This window comes from Marichromatium gracile, from assembly GCF_004343155.1.
In the GTDB taxonomy this organism is placed as follows: Bacteria; Pseudomonadota; Gammaproteobacteria; order Chromatiales; family Chromatiaceae; genus Marichromatium; species Marichromatium gracile.
In genome coordinates this window covers 264,774-286,899 of record NZ_SMDC01000003.1, presented here as the reverse complement: position 1 = coordinate 286,899, position 22,126 = coordinate 264,774, and the positions used below count along the sequence as shown (strand labels likewise).

General features: G+C 69.6%; 21 protein-coding genes. 12 read left to right on the top strand and 9 right to left on the bottom strand.

All coding sequences use genetic code 11. The features are described from left to right. Nucleotides 1-133: 133 nt before the first annotated feature. From EDC29_RS06910 to EDC29_RS06900, 3 genes are all read left to right on the top strand, one after another. A complete protein-coding gene (locus EDC29_RS06910; RefSeq protein WP_132229117.1) occupies nt 134-808 on the top strand; it encodes an inner membrane-spanning protein YciB in 675 nt (224 codons plus the stop codon). Nucleotide 809: 1 nt separating this feature from the next. After that, nucleotides 810-1,121 (top strand): YciI family protein, encoded by a 312-nt coding sequence (locus tag EDC29_RS06905; RefSeq protein ID WP_123139371.1) that lies wholly within the window; start codon nt 810-812, stop codon nt 1,119-1,121. A 122-nt stretch (nt 1,122-1,243) separates the two neighbouring features. Further along, nucleotides 1,244-2,080, top strand: coding sequence for a peptidylprolyl isomerase (locus EDC29_RS06900; protein ID WP_132229115.1), 837 nt, complete (start codon nt 1,244-1,246; stop codon nt 2,078-2,080). 46 nt (nt 2,081-2,126) lie between these two features. On the opposite strand, the gene EDC29_RS06895 is transcribed toward EDC29_RS06900, so the two are convergent. From EDC29_RS06895 to EDC29_RS06860, 8 genes are all read right to left on the bottom strand, one after another. Beyond that, on the bottom strand, nt 2,127-2,909 hold the full coding sequence (locus tag EDC29_RS06895) for a carbonic anhydrase (RefSeq protein ID WP_123139373.1): 783 nt from the start codon (nt 2,907-2,909) through the stop codon (nt 2,127-2,129). A 4-nt stretch (nt 2,910-2,913) separates the two neighbouring features. Then, a complete protein-coding gene (locus EDC29_RS06890) occupies nt 2,914-3,186 on the bottom strand; it encodes a segregation and condensation protein A (RefSeq protein WP_123139374.1) in 273 nt (90 codons plus the stop codon). 370 nt (nt 3,187-3,556) lie between these two features. Beyond that, complete coding sequence (ligA, locus tag EDC29_RS06885) at nt 3,557-5,824, bottom strand: NAD-dependent DNA ligase LigA (protein ID WP_132229113.1); 2,268 nt, start codon at nt 5,822-5,824, stop codon at nt 3,557-3,559. Further along, nucleotides 5,821-6,546, bottom strand: coding sequence for a cell division protein ZipA (locus EDC29_RS06880; protein ID WP_123139376.1), 726 nt, complete (start codon nt 6,544-6,546; stop codon nt 5,821-5,823). The genes ligA and EDC29_RS06880 overlap by 4 nt, the downstream gene beginning before the upstream one ends. A gap of 342 nt (nt 6,547-6,888) precedes the next feature. Further along, on the bottom strand, nt 6,889-10,380 hold the full coding sequence (gene smc, locus EDC29_RS06875) for a chromosome segregation protein SMC (RefSeq protein ID WP_132229111.1): 3,492 nt from the start codon (nt 10,378-10,380) through the stop codon (nt 6,889-6,891). A gap of 92 nt (nt 10,381-10,472) precedes the next feature. Beyond that, nucleotides 10,473-11,306: a penicillin-insensitive murein endopeptidase gene (gene mepA, locus EDC29_RS06870; protein ID WP_132229109.1), complete on the bottom strand. Its 834-nt coding sequence runs from the start codon at nt 11,304-11,306 to the stop codon at nt 10,473-10,475. A 43-nt stretch (nt 11,307-11,349) separates the two neighbouring features. Further along, complete coding sequence (locus EDC29_RS06865) at nt 11,350-13,143, bottom strand: SLC13 family permease (RefSeq protein WP_132229107.1); 1,794 nt, start codon at nt 13,141-13,143, stop codon at nt 11,350-11,352. Between the two features lie 13 nt (nt 13,144-13,156). Beyond that, nucleotides 13,157-13,744: a hypothetical protein gene (locus EDC29_RS06860; protein WP_123142835.1), complete on the bottom strand. Its 588-nt coding sequence runs from the start codon at nt 13,742-13,744 to the stop codon at nt 13,157-13,159. Nucleotides 13,745-13,828: 84 nt separating this feature from the next. Here EDC29_RS06860 and EDC29_RS06855 point away from each other — a divergent pair, with 84 nt between their 5' ends. The 5 genes from EDC29_RS06855 to EDC29_RS06835 all read left to right on the top strand — a co-directional run bounded on the left by EDC29_RS06855 (nt 13,829) and on the right by EDC29_RS06835 (nt 17,976). Further along, nucleotides 13,829-14,506: a Fe2+-dependent dioxygenase gene (locus EDC29_RS06855; protein ID WP_132229105.1), complete on the top strand. Its 678-nt coding sequence runs from the start codon at nt 13,829-13,831 to the stop codon at nt 14,504-14,506. A 243-nt stretch (nt 14,507-14,749) separates the two neighbouring features. After that, entirely contained in the window at nt 14,750-15,289 is a 540-nt protein-coding gene (locus EDC29_RS06850) for a glycine cleavage system transcriptional repressor (protein ID WP_005222440.1), read from the top strand. An 81-nt stretch (nt 15,290-15,370) separates the two neighbouring features. After that, on the top strand, nt 15,371-15,841 hold the full coding sequence (locus EDC29_RS06845; protein ID WP_123139382.1) for a peroxiredoxin: 471 nt from the start codon (nt 15,371-15,373) through the stop codon (nt 15,839-15,841). Between the two features lie 224 nt (nt 15,842-16,065). After that, complete coding sequence (locus tag EDC29_RS06840; protein WP_123142832.1) at nt 16,066-17,484, top strand: PhoH family protein; 1,419 nt, start codon at nt 16,066-16,068, stop codon at nt 17,482-17,484. A 72-nt stretch (nt 17,485-17,556) separates the two neighbouring features. Further along, nucleotides 17,557-17,976 (top strand): DsrE family protein, encoded by a 420-nt coding sequence (locus tag EDC29_RS06835; RefSeq protein ID WP_123139384.1) that lies wholly within the window; start codon nt 17,557-17,559, stop codon nt 17,974-17,976. Nucleotides 17,977-18,056: 80 nt separating this feature from the next. Here the strand turns inward: EDC29_RS06835 and EDC29_RS06830 are convergent, their stop codons facing one another. After that, a complete protein-coding gene (locus EDC29_RS06830; protein ID WP_132229103.1) occupies nt 18,057-19,073 on the bottom strand; it encodes a class 1 fructose-bisphosphatase in 1,017 nt (338 codons plus the stop codon). A gap of 382 nt (nt 19,074-19,455) precedes the next feature. On the opposite strand from EDC29_RS06830, the gene EDC29_RS06825 reads away from it, so the two are divergent. From EDC29_RS06825 to EDC29_RS06810, 4 genes are read left to right on the top strand one after another with little or no spacing between them, the layout of a single operon-like run. Continuing rightward, nucleotides 19,456-20,034, top strand: a complete 579-nt coding sequence (locus tag EDC29_RS06825; protein ID WP_242466015.1) for a GspH/FimT family pseudopilin — start codon at nt 19,456-19,458, stop codon at nt 20,032-20,034. Beyond that, entirely contained in the window at nt 20,025-20,477 is a 453-nt protein-coding gene (pilV, locus tag EDC29_RS06820; protein WP_132229101.1) for a type IV pilus modification protein PilV, read from the top strand. Before EDC29_RS06825 ends, pilV begins: the two co-directional genes overlap by 10 nt. Next, nucleotides 20,474-21,556, top strand: a complete 1,083-nt coding sequence (locus EDC29_RS06815) for a PilW family protein (RefSeq protein ID WP_132229099.1) — start codon at nt 20,474-20,476, stop codon at nt 21,554-21,556. Before pilV ends, EDC29_RS06815 begins: the two co-directional genes overlap by 4 nt. A gap of 8 nt (nt 21,557-21,564) precedes the next feature. Next, nucleotides 21,565-22,113, top strand: a complete 549-nt coding sequence (locus tag EDC29_RS06810) for a pilus assembly PilX family protein (protein WP_132229097.1) — start codon at nt 21,565-21,567, stop codon at nt 22,111-22,113. The last annotated feature ends 13 nt before the right edge of the window (nt 22,114-22,126 follow it).

Genomic DNA, 22,126 nt, shown 5'->3' with positions numbered 1-22,126 from the left:
GCGCGGCCCCATTTACCGCGACCGGCCCTTGCCCGTATGCTCTTGAAGAGGAGTCGGGTGCCGCCGGAGCGGTCGCGCGACCATCCGGCGCCGGGCACGGACCAGAGGCCAACGAAGGACACCACCACACACCATGAAACTGCTGATCGACTTTTTCCCCATCCTGCTGTTCTTCGTCGCCTACAAGCTCGCCGGCATCTATGTCGCCACCACGGTGGCGATCCTCGCCGCGGCGCTGCAGCTCGGCTGGACCTGGTGGCGCCAGCGCCGGGTCGAGACCATGCACCTGGTCACCCTGGGGCTGCTGGTGGTGTTCGGCGGCATGACCCTCGCCCTGCGCGACCCGATCTTCGTGATGTGGAAGCCGACCATCGTCAACTGGCTGTTCGCCGCGGCCTTCCTCGCCAGCCAACTGGTCGGCCAACGCACCCTGGTCGAGCGCACCATGGGGCACGCGGTCAGCGTCGAACCGGTGGTGTGGCGCCGGCTCAACCTGATGTGGGTCGTCTTCTTCCTGGTGCTCGGACTGACCAACCTGTTCGTGGTCTATGTCGCCAGCGGCTTCTTCGCCGCCCATCAAACGCTGCTCGCCGGCAGCGGGCTTGCCAGTGTCGACCTCAGCAGCTGCGCCGCCCAGTTCCAGGGCGAGCTGCTCGCGCTCTGCACCAGCGCCCAGGCCAGCGAGGAGATCTGGGTCAACTTCAAGCTGTTCGGTATGATGGGGATGACCTTGGTCTTCGTGCTGCTCCAGGCGTTCTATCTCGCCCGTCACATCGAAGACGAACCCCGCCCGCAGGAGGCCGACTGACGTGCTCTATGCCATCATCGCCGTCGATACCCCGGACAGCCTCGAACGCCGCCTCAAGGCCCGCCCCGCGCACCTCGAGCGACTGCGCGAACTGCACGACGCCGGGCGCCTGGTGCTCGCCGGTCCGCACCCGGCGATCGACGCCGCCGACCCCGGCAGCGCCGGCTTCACCGGCTCGCTGGTGGTCGCCGAATTCCCCGATCTCGACGCCGCCCGTGCCTGGGCCGAGGCCGACCCCTATCGCGCCGCCGGTGTCTACGCCGAGGTCGAGGTACGCCCCTTCAAGCAGGTCTTTCCGCCCACGGCGGGTTGAACGCCAAGGAACCGACGTCGCCGTCCGGGGTCGCAGAAAGCGCCGAACGCGGATTCGTCGACAGGTCGCCCCGTGAGCGATCCGGCACCTGCCCATTCACCCCAACCCACGGAAGTTTCACCATGAAGAGATCCACCCTCTCGCTCCTGGTCTGCGCACTGCTCGCCGCCGGACCGGGTAGCGCGCTGGCCGAGCCCGACGCCGACACCGTCATCGCCACCGTCAACGGTGTCGAGTACCCGCTCGACCTCTTCCGGCTGTTCTATGTGGAACGGCTGCAGCAGAACCCCGAGGCCGACACCCAGGCGGTGCAGCAGCGCGCCTTCGACGAGTTCATGAACCTGGTGGTGGCCTCCCAGGAGGCCGAGCGGCGTGACCTCGACGACAGTCGCGAGGTCGCCATGGCACTTGAACTGCAGCGCATGAAGGTGCTCTCCAGCGCCGCGCTCGGCGCCATGGCCGAGGACATCAAGCCGACCGACAAGGCGCTCAAGGAGGCCTACGACCAGGTCGTCGAGCGTGCCGCCCGCACCGAATACAAGGCCCGTCACATCCTGGTCAAGGACGAGGCGACGGCCAAGAAGCTGATCAAGCAACTCGACAAGGGCGCCGACTTCGCCGAGCTGGCCAAGGAGCACTCGCTCGGCCCGACCGGCAAGAACGGCGGCGAACTCGACTGGTTCGACGCCGGGCAGATGGTCGCCCCCTTCGCCGAGGCGGTCGCCGAGATGAAGCCCGGCAGCCACTCCGAGAAGCCGGTGCAGACCCAGTTCGGCTGGCACGTCATCGAACTGCAGGAAACCCGCAAGGCCGAGCCGCCGAGCTTCGAGGATGCCAAGCCGCAGCTCAGCGCCATGCTCAAGCGTCGCGCGCTCGGCGAGCAGCTCACCGAGATGCGTGACGGCGCCATGGTCGAGCTCAACGAGGAGATCGTCACGGTCACGCCCAAGGAGGATTGACCCGAGTCCCCGCGTCCCGGCGGGACGCGGGACACCCCCGCCCGGTTCAGTAGCGCGGCAGCGCCAGCACCTCGCGCCCGTTGCGCGGCTGAACCGGGCGGGCATTCTCGCCGATCACGGCACGCAGCCGTTGCAGCTGCCGCACCCCCACCTCGAGCGGCTCACCGAACACCAGCCACAGCGCCGACTCGCGGCACGGCGGCTGGGTGAGCGAACCGTGATAGCGGAAATAGCCGCGATCGAGCGGCAGCAGGAAGAGCGGATTGACCCCGATCTGACGATGACGTGTGCGTTCGCCCGGGCGCGCCGGCAGATGATCGAGGATACGCTCGAAGATGCGATTGTCGCGCTCGGCGGCGCGCAGGCCCACCGCCACCACCGCATGACCACCCTGACGATCATGATGCACCAGCTGCAGCTCGGCATCGTAACGCTCGCCCTCGATGCGGTGCTCGCCAGGGACATGGAAGTCAACGTAGGAGAGATCGTAGGCGCTGCCCCGGATCACCAGCGCGCTCCCCGGCGGCGTGAGCAGTCGGATCCCCCGCCCGGTGTTGACCAGCTCGAGCAGGTGCGAGCGATAGCGAAACAGCAGCGGCGTGTAGACGATGCGGCGCGCACCACGGATATCGATCGGCGACTGCGAACGCCCCTCGGCGCAGGTGGCGAAGGACGGATCCAACTCCCCCCAGTGCTCCGGGCCGGCGTCGCCGACATAGTCCCAGGGCGGATCGACCGGGAAACTCAGGCCGTCATCGCCCACCGCGCCGCCGCCCCACAGCGCCGCCAGCACGGCCAGCCCGACCGCGCACCGGTTTTGGCTCCTCACCGGCTCAGTCCTTGCGCGACCTGAGGCTGTCGATCGGCACCACCTGCGCCGCGCCGGGCTGATCGGCATAGACCGGACGCTCGCCGCCGCGCCCGTCGCGCTCGGCGAGCAGACGCTCGCGCTCGGCGATCATGCCGAGACAGCGACGCACGTCGTCGATGGTGGAGGCCGAGAGAGGATGGCGCATCCCCTGCGGCGGAGTGAGATCACGCACGATCGCGGTCAGCGTCTTGCGCATGGTGATCAGGATCTGCTGCTCGGGGGACAGTTCGCTCATGATCGATCCCTGCGGTGAGGGCGGCATGCCGCCGTGAAACCCCGCGGGCGAGACCGCCAGCCCGCGCCCCAATCTTGCATCAGCCGCCGCCGCCGGGCAATGGGGGAAGGGGCGACAGTCGCCAGCTACCAGCGATCAGCCCCCAGCCGCCAGTGGGCGTGCACACCGGCGTCAGCGGCGACAGACGAGCCCGCCCACCAACTGGTGACTGGCGGGCAGAGCCTCCCCTGCTCGTCTCGATCGTCTTTACCGCTGTCGTCGAGTACCAGCTTCCACATGAAAAGCGGCCGCTAAAGCGCTTTTAAAACGCTTTCTTTGCGCCCTTTGAGTCTTAGCGGTTCAATTTGCTGGCGACTGGCGGCTGGCGCCCCTACCCAGCGCCGCCGATCAGCGCCTCGAGGCCGGCCTCGTCGAGGACCTCGACGCCGAGATCGCGGGCGCGGGCGAGCTTGGAGCCGGCGGCCTCGCCGGCGAGCAGATAGTCGGTCTTGCCCGAGAGGCTGCCGCTCACCCGCGCGCCCAGCGACTCGACCCACGCCTTGATCTCGGGCCGGGGGCGGCTCAGGGTGCCGGTGATGACCAGGGTCAGACCGGCGAGCGGTCGGGCTTCGGGCTCGACCGGGGCGTCATCGGCCTCCGCCGCGCCCTGCTCCGGCCAGTGCACGCCGACCTCGCGCAAGGCCGCGATCGCCTCGCGATTGTGCGGCTGGGCGAAGAAGGCGACGATGTGCGCCGCGACCACCGGACCGATGCCCTCGATCAGGCTCCGGGTCTCGGCGCGCAGGTCCTCGGCGCCGGCCGCGCGCAGCGCCTCGAGGGTGCCGAAGTGCTCGACCAGCGTCTCGGCGCGAGGCCGGATCAGGCCGCGTACGCCGAGACCGAGCAGCCAGTCGACCGGCCTCGTCCCCGGGGCTGGATCGGCGGACTCGGCCAGGGCCGCGGCCAGGGCCGCGGCGGTCACCGGACCGATCCCGCGCACCCCGCGCCGCTGCACGAAGTCGCCCTCGCGCGCCGCCATCAGCGCGTCCAGCGAACCGAAGCCACGCGCCAGCGCGCGCGCCGTGCTCTCGCCGACCTCGCGGATGCCGAGCGCATAGACGAAGCGGGCGAGATCGGTCGAGCGGGCGCGATCGAGCGCGGCGATCAGGTTCGCCGCCGATTTCTCGCCCATGCGTTCGAGCCCGGCGAGCCGTGCCTGATCGAGCCGGAACAGATCGGCCGGTCCGTGCACCAGCTCGCGCTCGACGAGCTGATCGATCAGCTTGTCGCCCAGCCCCTCGATGTCGAGCGCGCGACGCGAGGCGAAGTGCTTGAGCGCCTCCTTGCGCTGCGCCGGGCAATAGAGCCCGCCGGAGCAGCGCGCCACCGCCTCGCCCTCGGGACGGACGACATCGGCCCCGCACACCGGGCAGTGCGCGGGCAGCGCCACCGCCTCGGCGTCTGCGGGACGGCGCTCGACCAGCACCCGCACCACCTCGGGGATGACATCCCCGGCGCGCCGCACATAGACGGTGTCACCGATGCGCACGTCCTTGCGCACCACCTCGTCCATGTTGTGCAGGGTCGCGTTGGCGACCGTGACCCCGCCGACCTGGACCGGGGCGAGCCGTGCCACCGGGGTGACGGCGCCGGTGCGCCCGACCTGGAACTCGACCGCCTCGACCCGGGTGAGCGCCTCCTGGGCCGGGTATTTGAAGGCGATCGCCCAGCGCGGCGCGCGGGCGACGAAGCCGAGGGAGGCCTGATCGGCCAGCGCGTCGACCTTGAACACCACCCCGTCGATGTCATAGGGCAGCTGTTCGCGCAGCGCGCCGATGCGGCGCTGGTAGGCATCGCAGCCGTCCAGCCCGCGCACCCGTTCGAGCTGCGGCGAGAGCGGCAGTCCCCAATCGCGCAGTGCCTGCAGCATCTCATATTGGGTCGCGCACGCCGGCCCGCCCTCGACCGCGCCGAAGCCGTAGCAGACGAAGGCCAGCGGTCGGGTCGCGGTGACCGCGGGGTCGAGCTGACGGAGGCTGCCGGCGGCGGCGTTGCGCGGGTTGGCGAAGGTGCGCTGATCGCTCTCGCGCATCCGCGCATTGAGCCGGACGAAGCCTGCGGTCGGCAGCACGATCTCGCCGCGCACCTCGAGCAGGTGCGGCCAGTCGGCGCCGCGCAGCCGTAGCGGCACGCTGCGCACGGTCCGCACCTGAGCGGTGACATCCTCGCCGCGGCGACCGTCGCCCCGGGTGGCGGCACGGCTCAGCACCCCGTCCTCGTAGGTGAGATTAATCGCCAGCCCGTCGAGCTTGGGCTCGGCGACGAAGTCGACTGCCTCGCGCCCGAGCGCCCTGCCTACCCGGGTGGCGAAGGCGGCCAGCTCCTCGGTGCTCTTGGCGTTGTCGAGCGAGAGCATCGGCAACCGGTGCTCGACCTCGGCGAAGGCCGCCAGCGGCTCGGCGCCGACACGCTGGGTCGGTGAGTCGGGGCTGACCAGCTCGGGGTATTCGGCCTCGAGCGCCTGCAGCTCGCGCAACAGACGATCGTACGCGTCGTCCGGGATCTCCGGATCGTCGAGCACGTAATAGCGATAGTTGTGGTGGAGCAGTTCGGCGCGCAGCGCCTCGGCGCGGGCGCGCGCCGAATCGGGCGGGTTCAATTCAGGGTCACTCCGGCCCACAGGCGCTCGTTCTCACGCACTGCGCGGCGCATCTCTTCTTCTTTCTTGATCGACAGCGGTTTGCGGTGATCGTCGTGGACCTCGCCGTCGAGCATGGTGGCGAGCTTGCGGGCGGTGGCGATCATCTCGTCGAACACCGCCATATCCTCCGGCTCACCCTCGAGCTGGGCGAACAGCAACAGCCCGGGGGTGGAGAAGGTCTCCATCTCATCGAAAGGGAAGATACCGGGTTTGACCATGTTGGCCATGCTGAAGGCGTAACGCGGCTCGCCGTCGAGGGTATCGGTGTAGTGGAAGATCTCCATCTCGCCGGGGTGCAGGCCACAGGTCTCGGCCACGTCCATCAGCGCCTCGCCGGTGAAGGGCCGTTCGTCCGGGGCGACCACGCTCACCTGCAGCAACAAGGGCGCAGGCGGCTCGAGCGCCTGCTGGTGCGCGGCCTCGAGCGCGTCATCGAAGTCCTCGGGGGCGTCCTCTCGCGCCTCACGATGACGGGGATCGCGCGGCTCGTCACCGGCATCGAAGTCGCCGAGCGCCGGCTCGCGCTTGGCGCGGGTCGAGGCGCGCGCGGGCCCGGCGTCGTCATCGTCATCGGGACCGGCGGGGTCCTCGAGCTCGTGACCACGCTCCCAGAGATAGAGGGCAAGGATCAGGATGGCCCCCACGACCAACAGAATCAGGCGAAGCGTATCGGCGTCCATTCGGCTCTCGGTTGCTGCACGGGTGACGGGATCTCGCCCCGCGCAGAGGCGCGGGATTCCAGCGGACGGCCATGGCGCGACTCGGCCCCAGGCCCGCGTTTTCGTGCGCATGAGTATAACAATGCCAAGGCCCGGCGCTGTAGAGGGGCAGCGCCGCGCGAGCGCGATCAGTAACGGTGAACCGCAAAGACACAAAGGGCGCAAAGGATGAACAAAGTGATCAGCTACCAGCAAGCAGCCACCAGCGGGGATTGGCGCCAGTGCTGAAGCGGTAAGCATGGACTTTTCTTTGCGTCCTTCGCGCCTTGGCGGTTCAATCCCTTGGTCGCTGGTCGCTCGCTCTCACACCGCCGCCAGACGCACCGCCTCGTCGACGTCGACGGCGACCAGGCGCGAGACGCCGGGCTCGTGCATGGTGACGCCGAGCAGGTGGTCGGCGATCTCCATGGTCACCTTGTTGTGGCTGATGAAGATGAACTGCACCCGGTCGGACATCGAGCGCACCAGCTCGCAGAAGCGCCCGACGTTGGCGTCGTCGAGCGGGGCGTCGACCTCGTCGAGCATGCAGAAGGGCGCCGGGTTCAACTCGAAGATGGCGAACACCAGGGCCACCGCGGTGAGCGCCTTCTCGCCGCCGGAGAGCAGATGGATGCTGGAGTTGCGCTTGCCCGGCGGGCGCGCCATCACGCTCACCCCGGTCTCCAGCAGGTCGTCGTCGGTCAGCTCCAGATAGGCGTGACCGCCGCCGAACAGCCGCGGGAAGATGGCCTGGAAGCCGCTGTTGACCTGCTCGTAGGTCGCCTTGAAGCGGGTGCGGGTCTCGCGGTCGATCTTGCGGATCGCCTGCTCCAGGGTCTCGAGCGAGTCGGAGATGTCGGCATGCTGGGCGTCGAGATAGGTCTTGCGCTGCGACTGTTCCTTGAACTCGTCGATGGCGGCGAGGTTGATCGCGCCGAGTCGCTGGATGCGATTGCCGGTCTGGGTCAGGCGTTGCTGCCAGACCTCCTCGGTGGCCTCGGGGTCGAGACCCTCGAGCAGCGCCGGGGCGTTGGCGGCGGACTCGGCGAGCTGTTCCTCCAGGGTGCGCTGGCGTACCAACCGCTCCTGTCGCGCCAGGCGCAGCGCATCCAAGCCCTGATGGGCGCCGGCGAGCAGCTGTTCGAGACGCTGGCGTTCCTGTTCGAGCGCGCGCTGCTCGGCCTCGAGGGTCTCGACCCGGGCACGCGCCTCGCCCAGCCGGGCCTCGACCTCGAGGCGCAGTTCAAGCTGCTCCTCCAGCCGCTCGCGCTGCTCGGCGAGCGGCTCGACCCCGGATTCCAGGCTGTCGAGCAGGGTCTCGCGGCGCTCGGCGAGCTGGGCGCCGCGCTCCTCGGCGCGGTCCAGGCTGTGACGGGTGGCGGTCTGCGCGGTGCGGTTGGACTCGACCCGCACCCGCAGCGTCTGCGCCTGTTCGCGACAGCCACGCTCGCGCTCGCGCCCCTCGGCGACCACCGCGCGCAGCCGCTCGCGTTCGCCGTCGAGCGACTCGCGCCGCTCGGCCAGGGCGTCGACCTCGGCGAGCAGGTCGTGCAAGCGCTCGCGCCGGTCCTCCATCTCCAGCAGCGCCTCGGCGCGCTGCTCCTCGAGCTCGGTCCGCTCCTCGGCGAGCGCCTGCAGACGGGCACGCTGGTGCTCGTCACGGGTGCGCAACCCGGCCAGCTCGGAGCGCAGCGTGGAGAGCTCGCGCTGGTACTCGGCGAGGGTGGCGGCGCTCGCAGCACGCGCCTGCTCGGCCTCGGCGCGCGCGGCGCGACGCTGCTCGTCGTCCTCGAGCAGCGCCTGCTCGCGCGCCGCCAGATCATCGAGCCGCTGCTCGAGACCGCGGATCGCCTCGGCGCGCGCCAGCACGCCATCGTCGCCGCTCGGCGGCGCGCACCACCAGTCGCGACCGACGCGCAGCCCCTCGCGGGTCACCCAGTACGCGCCGGCGGCAAGCCCGGCGCGATCGGCGAGCGCCTGCTCCAGGTCCTCGGCGGCCCATGCCCCGGCGAGCAGCGCGGTCAGGGGACCGCCGCCACGCACCCGCGCCGCCAGGGCATGGGCCGGCGCGGGCTCGGCGACTGCTGCTGTGTCGAACAGCATCATCCCCGGCGGGATCGACTCGGGGCGCGCGAGCAGGCGCTGCGGCTGGGCGCAACCGAGCGCGCCGAGACGCTCGCCGAGCACGCACTCGATCGCCCGCTCCCAGCCCGGCTCGACCGTCAGCCCGTCGAGCAGACGGGGCGCGTCCTCCAGCCCGGCCTCGGCGAGCCACTGCGCGCGCGCGCCGTCGGCCTCGGCCAGCGCCGCCTCCTGCAGCGCCTGCAGGGAGGCGTGACGCCCCTTGGTCTGCTGCAGCTCGGTGCGGACCTGATCGAGTTCGGCGGCGAGCGCGCGCAGCGCCCGATCGTGCTCGGCGAGCGTCTCGGCGTGGGTGTGCTGGCGCTGCTCGAAGTCGTCGATCCGCGCCAGAGAGACCTCTTCCTGTTCCTCCAGCACCTCGATACGCTCGTGGACGTCGGCCGAGCGCAGCCGCGAGACCTCCTCCTCGATCCGGCGCAGCCGCTCGCGATCGCGTTCGATCCGCTGCTCGATGGCATTGATCTGCGCGCGCTCGACCTGCGCCTGCTCGGCCGGCTGCGCCGCCTCGCGGTTGAAGCGGTCCCACTCCGCCTCCCACACCCGCAGTTGCTCCTCGGCGGTCATCACCGAGCCGGCAACCTCGGCGAGCGCTTGCTCGGCGCGGGCCAGCTCGGGCTCGTCGGCGGCGAGCGCCTGCTCCAGCTCGACCAGACGGGCGCGATCGCGTTCGAGATGACGCACCGCGTCGCCCTGTTCCTGGTCGAGCCGCGCCAGCTCGGACTCGGTGCGCGCGCGCGCCTGGCTGGCGAACTCGATCGCCTGCTCGGTGCGGGCGATCTCGGCGCCCACCGCGTAGAACTGCTCCTGGACCCTGTTGAAGACCTCGCCGGCCTCGGCGCGCGCCGCGCGACGCTGCTCGAGCGCGGACTCGACCCGGCGCTGCTCGGCGAGATGGCCCTCGGCGCCGGTCTCGGCCTCGGCGATGCGCCGATCGTCGGTGGCGATCTCGGTGGCCAGCGCGCGCCAGCGCAACGCCTTGAGTTCGAGCCCGAGCTGGCGTTCCTCGGCCTTGAGCCGGGTGTACTTCTCGGCGGTGGCGGCCTGGCGCTCGAGGTGTTCGAGCTGCTTGCCGACCTCCTCGCGCAGGTCGTCGAGCCGCTCCAGGTTCTCGCGGGTGTGGCGCATCCGGTTCTCGGTCTCGCGGCGGCGCTCCTTGTACTTGGAGATGCCGGCGGCCTCCTCGAGGAACAGACGCAGGTCCTCGGGGCGGGCCTCGATGATCCGCGAGATCATCCCCTGCTCGATGATGGCGTAGGAGCGCGGCCCCAGGCCGGTGCCGAGGAAGAGGTCCTGGATGTCGCGCCGACGACAGCGCGCGCCGTTGAGGAAGTAGGTCGACTGGCCGTCGCGGGTGACCTGACGCTTGACCGAGATCTGCGCGAAGCGCGCGTACTCGCCGCCGGCGCGACCATCGCTGTTGTCGAACACCAGCTCGATGCTCGCCGTGCCCACCGGCTTGCGCCCGGTGCTGCCGTTGAAGATGACGTCGGCCATCGACTCGCCGCGCAGCATCTTCGCCGAGCTCTCGCCCATCACCCAGCGCACCGCGTCGATCACGTTGGACTTGCCACAGCCGTTGGGGCCGACCACCCCGACGAGGTTGCTGGGGAAGGCGACGCTGGTGGGGTCGACGAAGGACTTGAAGCCGGCGAGTTTGATCTTTTCGAGACGCATGCGAGAAACATACCGGAAGCCATGCAACGGGTACAGCGAAACGCGCCGAGCCCGCATGGCCAGCGGGCTGGCGCGTCATCGGGCGGACCGGTTCAGGGGGCGCGCAACAACCGCGCGCAGGCCGCCGGCGGGGTCGGCTCGACGGCGCGCCCTCCGCCGCCCGGGCTACGCGCCTCGGCGCTGAACCACCAGTCGAGTTCGGCGCCACAGCCCGGCCCCGCCGGGATCGGCGACTGCGGCTCGCAGGTCGGGCTGTCCTCCGGGCAGGCCAGACGCACGTGCGTGTGGGCGTCGTGTCCCCACCACGGGCGTACCTTGCGCAGCCAGTCGCCGGCGCCACCGGTGGCGTCACAGAGCGCGCGCTTGATCGCCGGGTTGACGAACAGACGGTCGACCTCGGGTCGGCGCGCCGCCCACTCGATGAGAAAGCGCGCATCCTCGCCCCAGCGCCCGTTGACCCGATCGCCGCCGACCAGGCTCGGCGGGTCGCCCTCGTCGAGCAGCGCTCGCGCATCGGTCGGCGACGCCGCCAGGGTCAGCCACAGGTCGACGTCGAGCCCGTGCTGGTGGCTGCGATGACCGCCGGACATCCGCCCGCCGCGCGGCTGCGAGAGATCGCCGACCATCACCAGCCGCTCGTCGCGCGCCTGCTGCGCCCGGCCGAGCGCCTCGATCAGCGCGAGCAGACGCGGATGGCCGTAGTAGCGACCACGCCAACGGCGTACGTCGAGATAACCGACCCCGCTCGCGGGCAGTGCCACGGCACCGGCGAGACAGCCATTGGCCGGGGCGCCGATGACCTGCGCCGGACCGGCGCTCGGGCGCTCGACCCCGGGCCAGGGGTTGGCGACGGCGACGGCGCCCCAGCCCAGGGACAGCGACAACAGCAACAGGGGACGCAACGGGCGCGAGCACAAGGGCGACATCCGGACCTCCGGGCCAGTGACGGGACGATGCCCCGAGCTTAACTCAGGGCCGGAAGGGCCACACCAACGGCGTCAGCGCGACGGTCACCACGCCCACCAGCAGGGTCAGCGGCACCCCGGCGCGGACGAAGTCGCCGAAGCGGTAACCGCCGACGTTGAACACCATCAGGTTGGTCTGATAGCCGATCGGGGTGGCGAAGCTCGCCGAGGCGGCGATCATCAGCGTCAGCACGAAGGGCTCGAGCGCCACCCCCATGGTGCGCGCGGTCTCGACCGCGATCGGGAACACCAGCACCGCAGCGACGTTGTTGGTGGCCAGCGAGGTGAGCAGCGCGGTGGCGACGAACACCAGACCCAGCGCCGACCACGGCTGGCCGTCGGCGAGTCCGATCAGACCGCCGGCGAGCAGCGCCGCGGCGCCGGTCTTCTCCAGCGCCGCGCCGATGCCGAAGGAGGTGGCGATCACCACCAGCACCTGCCAGTCGGGCGCGCGCCGGGCGATGCGCCCGCTGGTGCAGCCGGTGAGGATCATGCTGCCGGCGGCCAGCAGCGCCGCCTCGAGCATGCTCAGCCAGCCGAACGCGACCACCACCACCATCGCCAGCACGATGGCGATGGCCAGTGGGGCACGACCGTGCTCGAGCGGGTGCGAGTCGCCGATCTGGCTCACCAACAGGAAGTCGCGGACGTTGCGTTGGCGCTCGACGAAGTCCGGACGCGTTTCCAGCAGCAGGGTGTCGCCGGGGGCGAGGACGATGTCGCCGATCTTGCCGCGCACCCGTCGGCCGTTGCGCGAGAGCGCGATGATCACCGCGTCGTAGCGGTTGCGAAAGCGCCCGTCGCGCACGCTCAGTCCGATCAGCGGCGACTTGTCGGAGAGTACCGCCTCGACGAAGCAGCGCCCGGGGCGTGGCAGGTGGAGCTTGAACACCTGGTCGGTGGCGGGGATCAGCCCGCGGGTGCGCTGCAGCTCCATCATCGAGTCGATCACCCCGACGAACACCAGCCGATCGCCGGCCTGGAGCACCGCCTGCGGGGAGACGGCGGGCAACACCTGGGCGCCGCGCTCGATCTCGACCAGGAACAGCCCCGGGAGCTGACGCAGCCCGGCGGCCTCGATCGAGCGCCCGACCAGCGCACTGCCCGGCTCGACCAGCATCTCGGCGACGTACTCGCGCAGGTCGCCGTAGCCGGCCGCCGGGGGCTGGCGGCGCGGCAGCAGCCAGTCGCCGGCGAGCAGCAGGAAGCCGAGGGTGACCAGGGTCACCGGCAGACCGATCCACAGCGGCTCGAACAACCCCAGCCCGGCGCCGCCCTGGTGCTCGATATAGAGCCCGTTGACCACCAGATTGGTACTGGTGCCGATCAGGGTGCAGGTCCCACCGACGATCCCGGCATAGGACAGCGGAATCAGCAACCGCGACAGCTCCAGACGATGACGTCTGGCCCAGTCCTGCACCGCGGGGATGAAGATCGCCACCACCGGGGTGTTGTTGAGCAGCGCACTGAGCGCGGCCACCGGCGCCATCAGCCGCACCCGCGCCGCGCGCGGTCCGCGCGGGCGGCCGAGCAGGCGCGGGCCGAGCCAGCCGATGGCGCCGGTCTCGGCCAGCCCGCTGACCACCACGTAGAGCACCCCGACGGTGAGCATGCCGGGGTTGGCGAAACCGGCCAGGGCCTCCTCGGCGGTGAGCACCCCGCTGACCAGCAGCAGGGTCAGCGCGCCACTGGTGACGATGTCGGGGGCGACCCGGGTGAAGGCGAACAACACGAAGCAGCAGGCCACCATCGCCAGACTGAACCAGCCCTGCCAGTCGAGTTGCGTCAACGCCTCCATGCCCGCCTCGCGCTCAGTCGGCGCGCCCCCGCTGCAGCGCCTCATAGCGCGCCTTGAAGGCCGCCTCGCGCAGCCGCGCCGCCTCCGCCTCGGCGCCGCACAGCGGACCGTCGCGCCAGGCGCCGCTGGCGTGGTCGAACACCGAGAAGCGATAGCCGCGACCGACCTTGAACACCGCCGTGACCTCCTCGCCGGCGCGTGCCAGCGCCGCGAGCTTGTCGAGCCCGAGCGCCGGGGTGGCGGTCTCGACATCGACGACGGGCGCGGCATCAGGCGCGACGACGAGATTGAAACGATGGTCGTGGATCTCGCCATCGACGGCGAGCGCCACGGATTCGAGTTCGGGCAGGCGATCGAGCAGATAGCCGGCCATCAGCAGCCCGAGCCGGGTGTTGCCGTCCTCGATCGCGGTGAGCAGCTTGTCGGCGACGATCCGGCAGCGCTGCTCGCGATCCGGGTGCTCGACCCAGGTGCGTCCGAGCTGCCAGCCACGGTCCATGTCGCGATCGAGTTGGGCGAAGAACGCCGCCGCCTGTTCGAGCAGCGCCTCGGGCACCTCGAGTCGATGGGTCCGGTCATCGATGCTGACCTGCAGGATCATGTCGCCGCCTCCCTCGTGTCTCGACCAATCCGATCGCCCCGGGCGCGGGGCGACCATCACCGAGATCCCGACCAAGGAGATCCCATGTTGCAGATCATCCCCCAGCTACTCGGCCCGGCTCAACTCGACAAGGTCCACGCCACGCTGGCCGAACTGCCGGCGGTCGCGGGCACCCGCAGCGCCGGGCGCAGCGCGGCACGGGTCAAGCACAACCAGGAGCTGCAACCCGACCCCGAGCGGATGCAGCGACTCGCGCGCATCATCATGTCGGCGCTCGGCCATCACCCGGTGTTCCGCACCGCCGCCCTGCCCGAGCGGGTCGCCGACCCGATCTTCGCCCGCTACCGCCCGGGGATGCACTACGGCGAGCACGTCGACGAGCCGATCATGGGCGGGGCCGGGGGACGGATGCGCAGCGACCTGGCGCTGACCCTGTGGCTCAGCCCGGCGGACGACTACGACGGCGGCGAACTGGTGATCCGTACCTGCTTCGGCGAGCAGCGGGTGCGGGGCGAGGCCGGCGACGCGGTGCTCTACCCCGCCTCCAGCCTCCACCAGGTCGCCCCGGTGACCCGGGGCGAGCGGCTGGTGGCGGTGACCTGGATCCAGAGCCTGGTGCGCGACCCGGCCCGCCGCGAGCTGCTCTACGAACTCGGCCAGGCCCGCGAGACCCTGCTCGAGCGCGCCCCCGACGACCCCGCCGCCCAGCGGGTCGACCGCAGCTATGTCAACCTGCTGCGGATGTGGGCCGAGCCGGGGTGAGGGGGATTCGAGCCATCAGCCATCAGCCGCCAGCCGCCAGCCGCCAGCCGCCAGCCGCCAGCCAAAGTAGCCGACCCTGCCTCACTGGCGGCTGATCGCTGATAGCTGGCGGCTGGTAGCTGGTAGCTGGTAGCTGGTAGCTGGCGGCTGTTAGCTGGCGGCCGAAAGCCGCCGATAGGGGTGCGCAGACACGCCATGCTACACTCAGCGTTGTCTCCTCAACCCTCCACCTTCGGCAAGGACATGACCAGGCAGAAGACCTACCTCGTGATCTCGGCGCTCGGCGAAGACCACCCTGGTATCGTCGATCAGATCTCCCGGACCGTGCTCGAGCACGGCTGCAATATCGAGGACAGCCGGATGAGCGTCCTGGGTGGCGAGTTCGCCGCCATGCTGCTGGTCGAAGGAAAATGGAACACCCTCGCCAAGATCGAGAACGCGCTGCCCGAGCTCGAGCGCCAGCTCGGCATGACCATCGTCTCCAAGCGCACCGGCCAGCGTAACGCCGGGGCCAACCTGCTGCCCTACGCGGTCGACGTGGTGTCGATGGATCATCCGGGGATCGTCAACAACCTCGCCGCCTTCTTCGCCGAGCGCCGGATCAACATCGAGGACATGGCCACCAGCACCTATGCCGCGGCCCATACCGGCACCCCGATGTTCTCGGTGCATATCGCCGTGGGCATCCCCGCCGACATCCATATCGCCGGACTGCGCGACGAGTTCATGGACTACTGCGACGGACTCAACCTCGACGCGGTGCTCGAGCCGCTCAAGAGCTGAGTCGACGGCGATGCCCGCTTCCAATCCGGCGACGGCGACCGCACATCCGCGGATGAGCCATCGCTACAGGGAGCAAGACGCATGAGCATTGCCATCGGTGACCCGGTCCCCGACCTCGAGCTGACCGCCACCGGCGACCAGCGGATCCGGCTGACCGACTATCGTGGCCGCAACCTGGTGCTCTACTTCTACCCCAGGGCGAGTACCCCGGGCTGCACCCAGGAGGGGCTGGACTTCGCCGCCGCCCACGCCGACTTCGGCGCCGCCGACACCCTCATCCTCGGCGTCTCGCGCGACGGTCTGCGCGCGCAGCAGAACTTCAAGACCAAGCAATCCTTCCCCTTCGAGCTGATCGCCGACACCGACGAGCAGCTCTGCCGCGCCTTCGACGTGATCAAGCTCAAGACGCTCTATGGTCGCGAGAGCCTCGGTATCGAACGCAGCACCTTCCTCATCGACGCCACCGGCACCCTGGTGCGGGAGTGGCGCAAGGTGAAGGTCAAGGGGCACGTCGACGAGGTGCTTGAAGCGGCCAGGGGCCTGGCCCAGTAGCAGGCGGAGAGGGCGCGCCATCGCATCATGTCCCGCCACGCCCGCCGCAGGCCCCTCGCCTCCCCCCATCCTCACCCCGCCGGACGGACCTCCAGGGTACCGCCGGGTACGACCCCGACCGGTCACGCCCGGCCCTCGAGGCCCGCCACGCGGGCGTCCGCAACGGCGCGACCGACGCAGCCCTGCGCGCCAGGCCACGCCCCAACCGCTCCCTGCAGACCGTCATGATCAAACGCGAAAACGACACCACCTGTCTGTTCGTCCTCGACACCAACGTGTTGATGCACGACCCGAGCGCACTGTTCCGCTTCCAGGAGCACGACCTCTTCCTGCCGATGGTGGTGCTCGAGGAACTCGACCGCGGCAAGAAGGGCATGTCCGAGGTCGCGCGCAACGTGCGCCAGGTCAGCCGCTTCCTCGACCAGCTGATGGCCGGGGCGGACAAGACCGAGATCGACGCCGGACTGGCGCTCGGCCCGCTCGCCGGCAACGGCGGCGGGCTCGAGGCGGCCAGTGGCCGGCTCTACTTCCAGACCACGGCCTTCGAACTCGACCTGCCCGAGGCGCTCCCCGGCACCGTCGCCGACAACCAGATCCTCGGCATCGCCCAGGTGCTCAGCCGCGAGCGCCCGGACCGCCAGGTGATCGTGGTCTCCAAGGACATCAATCTGCGTATCAAGGCGGCGGTCCTCGGCATCGTCGCCGAGGACTACAGCAACGACCGCGTGCTCGACGACGCCGAGCTGCTCTACAGCGGTCACGACGAGCTGCCGGCCGACTTCTGGGAGCGACACCAGAAGGCGGTCGACGCCTGGCAGGAGGATGGCCACACCTTCTACCGCGTCTCCGGCCCCGACATCGCCGACTGGTACCCGGCGCAGTGTCTCTCGCTCGATCGGGACGACGGCTTCGAGGCGATCGTGCGCGACAAACCCGCCGAGACCGAGGCGGTGATCGAGCTGGTCGAGGACCATCGGGTGACGCGCCACAACGTCTGGGGCATCACCGCACGCAACCGCGAGCAGAACTTCGCGCTCAACATGCTGATGGACCCCGAGCTCGACTTCGTCACCCTGCTCGGCACCGCCGGCACCGGCAAGACGCTGCTGGCGCTCGCCGCCGGGCTGGCGCAGGTGCTCGACCAGAACCGCTATCGCGAGATCATCATGACCCGGGTGACGGTCCCGGTGGGCGAGGACATCGGCTTCCTGCCCGGCACCGAGGAGGAGAAGATGACGCCCTGGATGGGCGCGCTGATGGACAACCTGGAGGTGCTCACCCGCCCCGAGGGCGGCGGCGACTGGGGGCGCGAGGCAACCAACGACCTGCTGCGCAACCGCATCCGCATCAGCTCGCTGAACTTCATGCGCGGGCGCACCTTCCTCGACAAGTACATCATCCTCGACGAGGCGCAGAACCTCACCGCCAAGCAGATGAAGACCCTGATCACCCGCGCCGGTCCCGGCACCAAGGTGGTCTGTCTCGGCAACATCGGTCAGATCGACACCCCCTACTTGACCGAGACCACCTCGGGCCTGACCTATGTGGTGGACCGCTTCAAGCACTGGGAGCACGGCGGGCACATCACCCTGATGCGCGGCGAGCGCTCGCGTCTGGCCGACTTCGCCTCGCAGACACTGTGACCCCTGCCGGCGGACCCCAGGGTCCGCCCCTCCCGGTGCACAACCGACACCCCGCACCGGGAGGAGCCAACCATGCACGCCCGCGCCACCCTCGCGCTGCTGTCCGCGCTCATCGCCCCCGCCGCACTCGCCGAGCAACCCCCGCTCGACGTCGTTTATCACGTCTCCGAGACCGCCAAGGTCGCCTTCGTGCTCAACAACATCCAGAACCACATCGACGGCGCCGGCGGGCCCGAGCGGCTCAACGTGGTGCTGGTCGCCCACGGCCCGGCGATCCGCGCGCTCGACCAGATCGAGACCACCGATCGCATCCGCGACGCCACCGAGAGGCTGCGCGCGCAGGGCGTCGCCCTGGAGATCTGCGGCAACACCCTCAAGGGCTACGGCTATGCGCTGGAGGACCTGGTGCCCGGCTTCAGCATCGTCGAACAGGGCGGGGTGACCCGGATCGCCGAGCTGCAGTCGCGCGGCTATGTCTATCTGCGGCCCTGAACGACGACGGCCCCCGCCCGATCGGGCGAGGGCCGTCGTCAGCTCTCAGCTATCAGCTATCAGCTATCAGCTATCAGCTATCAGCTCTCGCGATGGTAGCCCTGGATACGCTCGATCTCGTTGCGCGAGCCGAGGATCACCGGCACGCGCTGGTGCAGCGCCTCGGGCTGTAGCGACATGATCCGTTCGCGCCCGGTGATCGCCGCGCCGCCGGCCTGCTCGACGATGAACGACATCGGGTTGGCCTCGTAGAGCAGACGCAGCTTGCCGCCCTGCCCCTTGGCGCGGATCTTCTCGTCCATCGGGTACATGAACACCCCGCCACGGGTGAGGATGCGGTGCACCTCGGCGACCATCGAGGCGATCCAGCGCATGTTGAAGTCCTCGCCGCGCTCGCCCTCGCGCCCGGCCAGGCACTCGTCGACATAGCGCCGCACCGGCGGCTCCCAGAAGCGCATGTTGGAGGCGTTGATGGCGAACTCGCGGGTATCGGCGGGGATCGTCATCCCCGGGTGGGTGAGGATGAACTCGCCGATGTTCTGGTCGAGGGTGAAGCCGTTGACGCCGTTGCCGGTGGTCAACACCATCATCGTCGACGGGCCGTAGAGCGCGTAACCGGCGGCGACCTGCTCGGTGCCGGGCTGGAGGAAGTCCTGCTCGGTCGGCTCGGCGGTGTCGTCGGGGCGGCGCAGGATCGAGAAGATGGTACCGACCGAGACGTTGACGTCGATGTTCGAGGAGCCGTCGAGCGGGTCGAAGGTCAGCAGATACTTGCCACGCGGATAGCGTGCCGGGATCGGGTAGATCGCCTCCATCTCCTCCGAGGCCATCGCCGCGAGGTGTCCGGCCCATTCGTTCGACTTGAGGAAGACGTCGTTGGAGAGCACGTCGAGCTTCTTCTGCGTCTCGCCCTGCACGTTCTCCTGCCCGGCGCTGCCCAGCACCCCGACCAGGGCGCCGTGGTTGACCATGTTGCTGATCACCTTGCAGGCGGTGACCACATCGTTGAGCAGCCCGCTGAAATCGCCCGTGGCCCCGGCGACGTGACGCTGTTCCTCGATGATGTACTGGGTGATGGTGGTGCGGTTGTTATGCATGACTCGTCCTCGTCTCCGCGTAGTACATAAGTGTTATCGAATGAACGGCCAGTATAGGGGCTTCGGCACGGCCCCAGAAGGGTTGCGGCAGCACCGCCCCGAGTGACATCACGCCCTGCCGATCTGTGATCGGCTCTACAACTCGGACACGGCGCCGCCCCTGGACCCCGCTGTCAATGGGTCCAGGCTCAGGGTGAATGAACTAGACTTGGCGATGACGGGCAGGATCGCCTCGCCCCCGAACAGAGCAGGACTCATCGCAGCAGGGACCGCGTATCGCCCCGGGCGCGTGTCTGGAACGGGCCGGACACGGGAAGGCCGCTCGGTATCAGGTCGACAGGCCCGATCGCCTCGGGCCGTAACCGGCGAGCAATCCACCGACATGCGCACCGCCCCCAGCCCCTCCGGCATGCAAGCGGCTCAACGCCGCAGCCCCTGCGGCTTCACCCTGATCGAGCTGTTGATGACGATCGCCATCTCGGCGGTGGTGCTGATGCTCGGCGTCCCCACCTTCACCAGCGTGATCCGCAACATGCAGGTCTCGGCCCACACCAACAGCGCGCTGGCCGCGCTCCATCTCGCGCGCAGCGAGGCGATCAAGCGCGGCGAGCGGGTGGTGGTGTGCAAGAGCGCCGACGGTGCGAGCTGCACCACCAGCGACGGCTTCGAGCAGGGGTGGATCGTCTTCGTCGACGCCGACGACGACGCCACGGTCGATGGCGGCGAGACGGTGATCGCCGTCCACGACGGACTCGGCGGACAGGACACCCTGCAGGGCAACAGCCCGGTCGCCGACTATGTCTCCTATGTCCCGGACGGCACCACCCAGCTGGTCAGCGGCGGTTTCCAGGCCGGCACCCTGAGCTTCAGCCTGTGCAACAGCAGCGGCGAGCGCAACAACATCGTGATCAGCGACACCGGTCGACCACGGGTCGAGAAGGTGACGACCTCATGCAACTGAGCCCCCCTCACAACACCCAACGTGGCTTCAGCCTGCTCGAGAGCCTGATCGCCATGGTGGTGCTGGCCATCGGACTGCTCGGCATGGCCGAGCTGCAGACCACGGCGATGCGACTCAACAGCAGCGCCTATCTGCGCACCCAGGCCACCAACCTCGCCTACGACATCATCGACCGGATGCGCGCCAACCGCCAGCAGGCCCTCGCCGGCGCCTACGACGGCCAGGACCTCGCGACCGACCCGCAGTGCCCGAAGGCCACCGCCGCCAGCGGCGCCCTGGCCGCCCGCGACGTCCAGCACTGGCGCGCCGCGCTCGCCTGCACCCTGCCGCGCGGCACCGGCAGCATCGTGCGCAACGACGACAGCTTCACCGTCACCGTGCAGTGGGACGACAGCCGCGGCGAGGACCCCGCCCAGCAATTCGTGATGACGAGCAGCCTATGAGCACGCCCACCCGACAGCGCGGCCTCTCGCTGATCGAGCTGATGATCGGCATGTTGATCGGAATCTTCCTGATCGGCGGCATGATCCAGTTGCTCGTCGCCAACCGTCAGGTCTACCGCTTCCAGGAGGCGCTCTCGCGCATCCAGGAGAACGGTCGCTTCGCGATCGAGACGCTCGGCTACGAGATCCGCATGGCCGGCTATACCGGCTGCCCGATCCGCAACGAGATCGCCAACGTCATCAATGGCGCGGGCACCACCTGGTGGCTGGATTTCAGCGCCGGCTCGGTGATGGGCTATGACGGCAGCCAGAGCTTTCCCGGACGGGCCATCGGCACCAGCGCCGGCGATCGGGTCGCGGGCACCGACGCGGCGACCTTCATCCACGGCGGCGGCGACAGCTACACGGTGGCCACCCACAATCCGACCGCGGCCGAGTTCAAGCTCAACACCACCCACGACCTCGACGACGGCAGCATCGTCATGGTCTGCGACGCCACCCAGACCTCGATCCTCCAGCTCACCAACGTCAACAGCAGCAACGTCACCATCGTCCACAACACCGGCACCGCCACCCCCGGCAACTGCTCCAAGGGGCTCGGCTCACCGGTGGTGTGCACCGCCAACGGCACCCCCTACACCTTCGGCCCCGACTCCAGCATGGTCGACTTCGTGCCCACCGCCTTCTACATCGGCGTCGGCAGCTCGGGCGGACGCTCGCTCTATCGCATCCGCTCCCAGGTGAGCGCGGCGACCACCTCGGTGGCGGCCGACGAGCTGATCGAGGGGGTCGAGGACATGCAGTTCTTCTATGGCATCGACGCCGACGGCGATCGCGTGGTCGACGCCAACTATGTCGATGCCAGCGCGGTCACCGACTGGGGTCAGGTGCTGAGCGTGCGTCTCCAGCTGCTCCTCGCCAGCCCCGAGGACCAGCTCAACACCGAGCCGCAGTGGGTCGCCTTCCCCAGCGCCGACACCGGACGCGCCAACATCATCGGCGACGGCTTCACCGCCGCCGACCGGCGACTCTATCAAGGCTTCGCCACCACCCTGAGCCTGCGCAATCGGCTCCCCTGAGGACCATCATGTCGATCACCCCCCCCCGTCGAGCACCCAGCTCCCAGCGAACCCAGCGCGGCGTCGCCCTGATCGTCTCGCTGATCTTCCTGCTGGTGATGACCCTGGCCGGGGTGACGGCGATGCAGGTCACCAGCCTGCAGGAGACCATGGCCAGCAACAGCCATCAGCGCACCCTCGCCTTCCAGGGCGCCGAGGCCTGTCTGCGCGACGCCGAGGTCTTCCTCCAGGCCGCGACCCTGCCCGGTTTCGACGGCTCGACGCCCGGGCTGATCCAGCCAGTCTCGCCGAACCAGGAGATCGGCCAGTTCTGGGTCTCCGGCTACTGCTGGGACGGCAGCGAGAGCGGCTGCGGCGCGGCCGCGTCGCAGACCTGCACCGCCATCGCCGATCTCACCGAGGCGGCGCGCTATGTGATCGAGGAGCTCGCCCCGGCACCGACGAGCAGCACCAAGTTCGGGCCGCTCCCCGACATCCGCTACTACCGTGTCACCGCGCGCAGCCTCGGCGGCACCAGCAATGCGCGGGTGATCCTGCAGACCGTCTATCAACGCTAGGGAGGACATGGCC

Coding starts and splice junctions, on each gene's coding strand:
- EDC29_RS06910 (WP_132229117.1), top strand. CDS start 134: ATGAAACTGCTGATCGACTTTTTCCCCATCCTGCTGTTCTTCGTCGCC.
- EDC29_RS06900 (WP_132229115.1), top strand. CDS start 1,244: ATGAAGAGATCCACCCTCTCGCTCCTGGTCTGCGCACTGCTCGCCGCC.
- EDC29_RS06890 (WP_123139374.1), bottom strand. CDS start 3,186: ATGAGCGAACTGTCCCCCGAGCAGCAGATCCTGATCACCATGCGCAAG.
- EDC29_RS06880 (WP_123139376.1), bottom strand. CDS start 6,546: ATGGACGCCGATACGCTTCGCCTGATTCTGTTGGTCGTGGGGGCCATC.
- smc (WP_132229111.1), bottom strand. CDS start 10,380: ATGCGTCTCGAAAAGATCAAACTCGCCGGCTTCAAGTCCTTCGTCGAC.
- mepA (WP_132229109.1), bottom strand. CDS start 11,306: ATGTCGCCCTTGTGCTCGCGCCCGTTGCGTCCCCTGTTGCTGTTGTCG.
- EDC29_RS06865 (WP_132229107.1), bottom strand. CDS start 13,143: ATGGAGGCGTTGACGCAACTCGACTGGCAGGGCTGGTTCAGTCTGGCG.
- EDC29_RS06860 (WP_123142835.1), bottom strand. CDS start 13,744: ATGATCCTGCAGGTCAGCATCGATGACCGGACCCATCGACTCGAGGTG.
- EDC29_RS06855 (WP_132229105.1), top strand. CDS start 13,829: ATGTTGCAGATCATCCCCCAGCTACTCGGCCCGGCTCAACTCGACAAG.
- EDC29_RS06850 (WP_005222440.1), top strand. CDS start 14,750: ATGACCAGGCAGAAGACCTACCTCGTGATCTCGGCGCTCGGCGAAGAC.
- EDC29_RS06845 (WP_123139382.1), top strand. CDS start 15,371: ATGAGCATTGCCATCGGTGACCCGGTCCCCGACCTCGAGCTGACCGCC.
- EDC29_RS06840 (WP_123142832.1), top strand. CDS start 16,066: ATGATCAAACGCGAAAACGACACCACCTGTCTGTTCGTCCTCGACACC.
- EDC29_RS06835 (WP_123139384.1), top strand. CDS start 17,557: ATGCACGCCCGCGCCACCCTCGCGCTGCTGTCCGCGCTCATCGCCCCC.
- EDC29_RS06830 (WP_132229103.1), bottom strand. CDS start 19,073: ATGCATAACAACCGCACCACCATCACCCAGTACATCATCGAGGAACAG.
- EDC29_RS06825 (WP_242466015.1), top strand. CDS start 19,456: ATGCGCACCGCCCCCAGCCCCTCCGGCATGCAAGCGGCTCAACGCCGC.
- pilV (WP_132229101.1), top strand. CDS start 20,025: ATGCAACTGAGCCCCCCTCACAACACCCAACGTGGCTTCAGCCTGCTC.
- EDC29_RS06815 (WP_132229099.1), top strand. CDS start 20,474: ATGAGCACGCCCACCCGACAGCGCGGCCTCTCGCTGATCGAGCTGATG.
- EDC29_RS06810 (WP_132229097.1), top strand. CDS start 21,565: ATGTCGATCACCCCCCCCCGTCGAGCACCCAGCTCCCAGCGAACCCAG.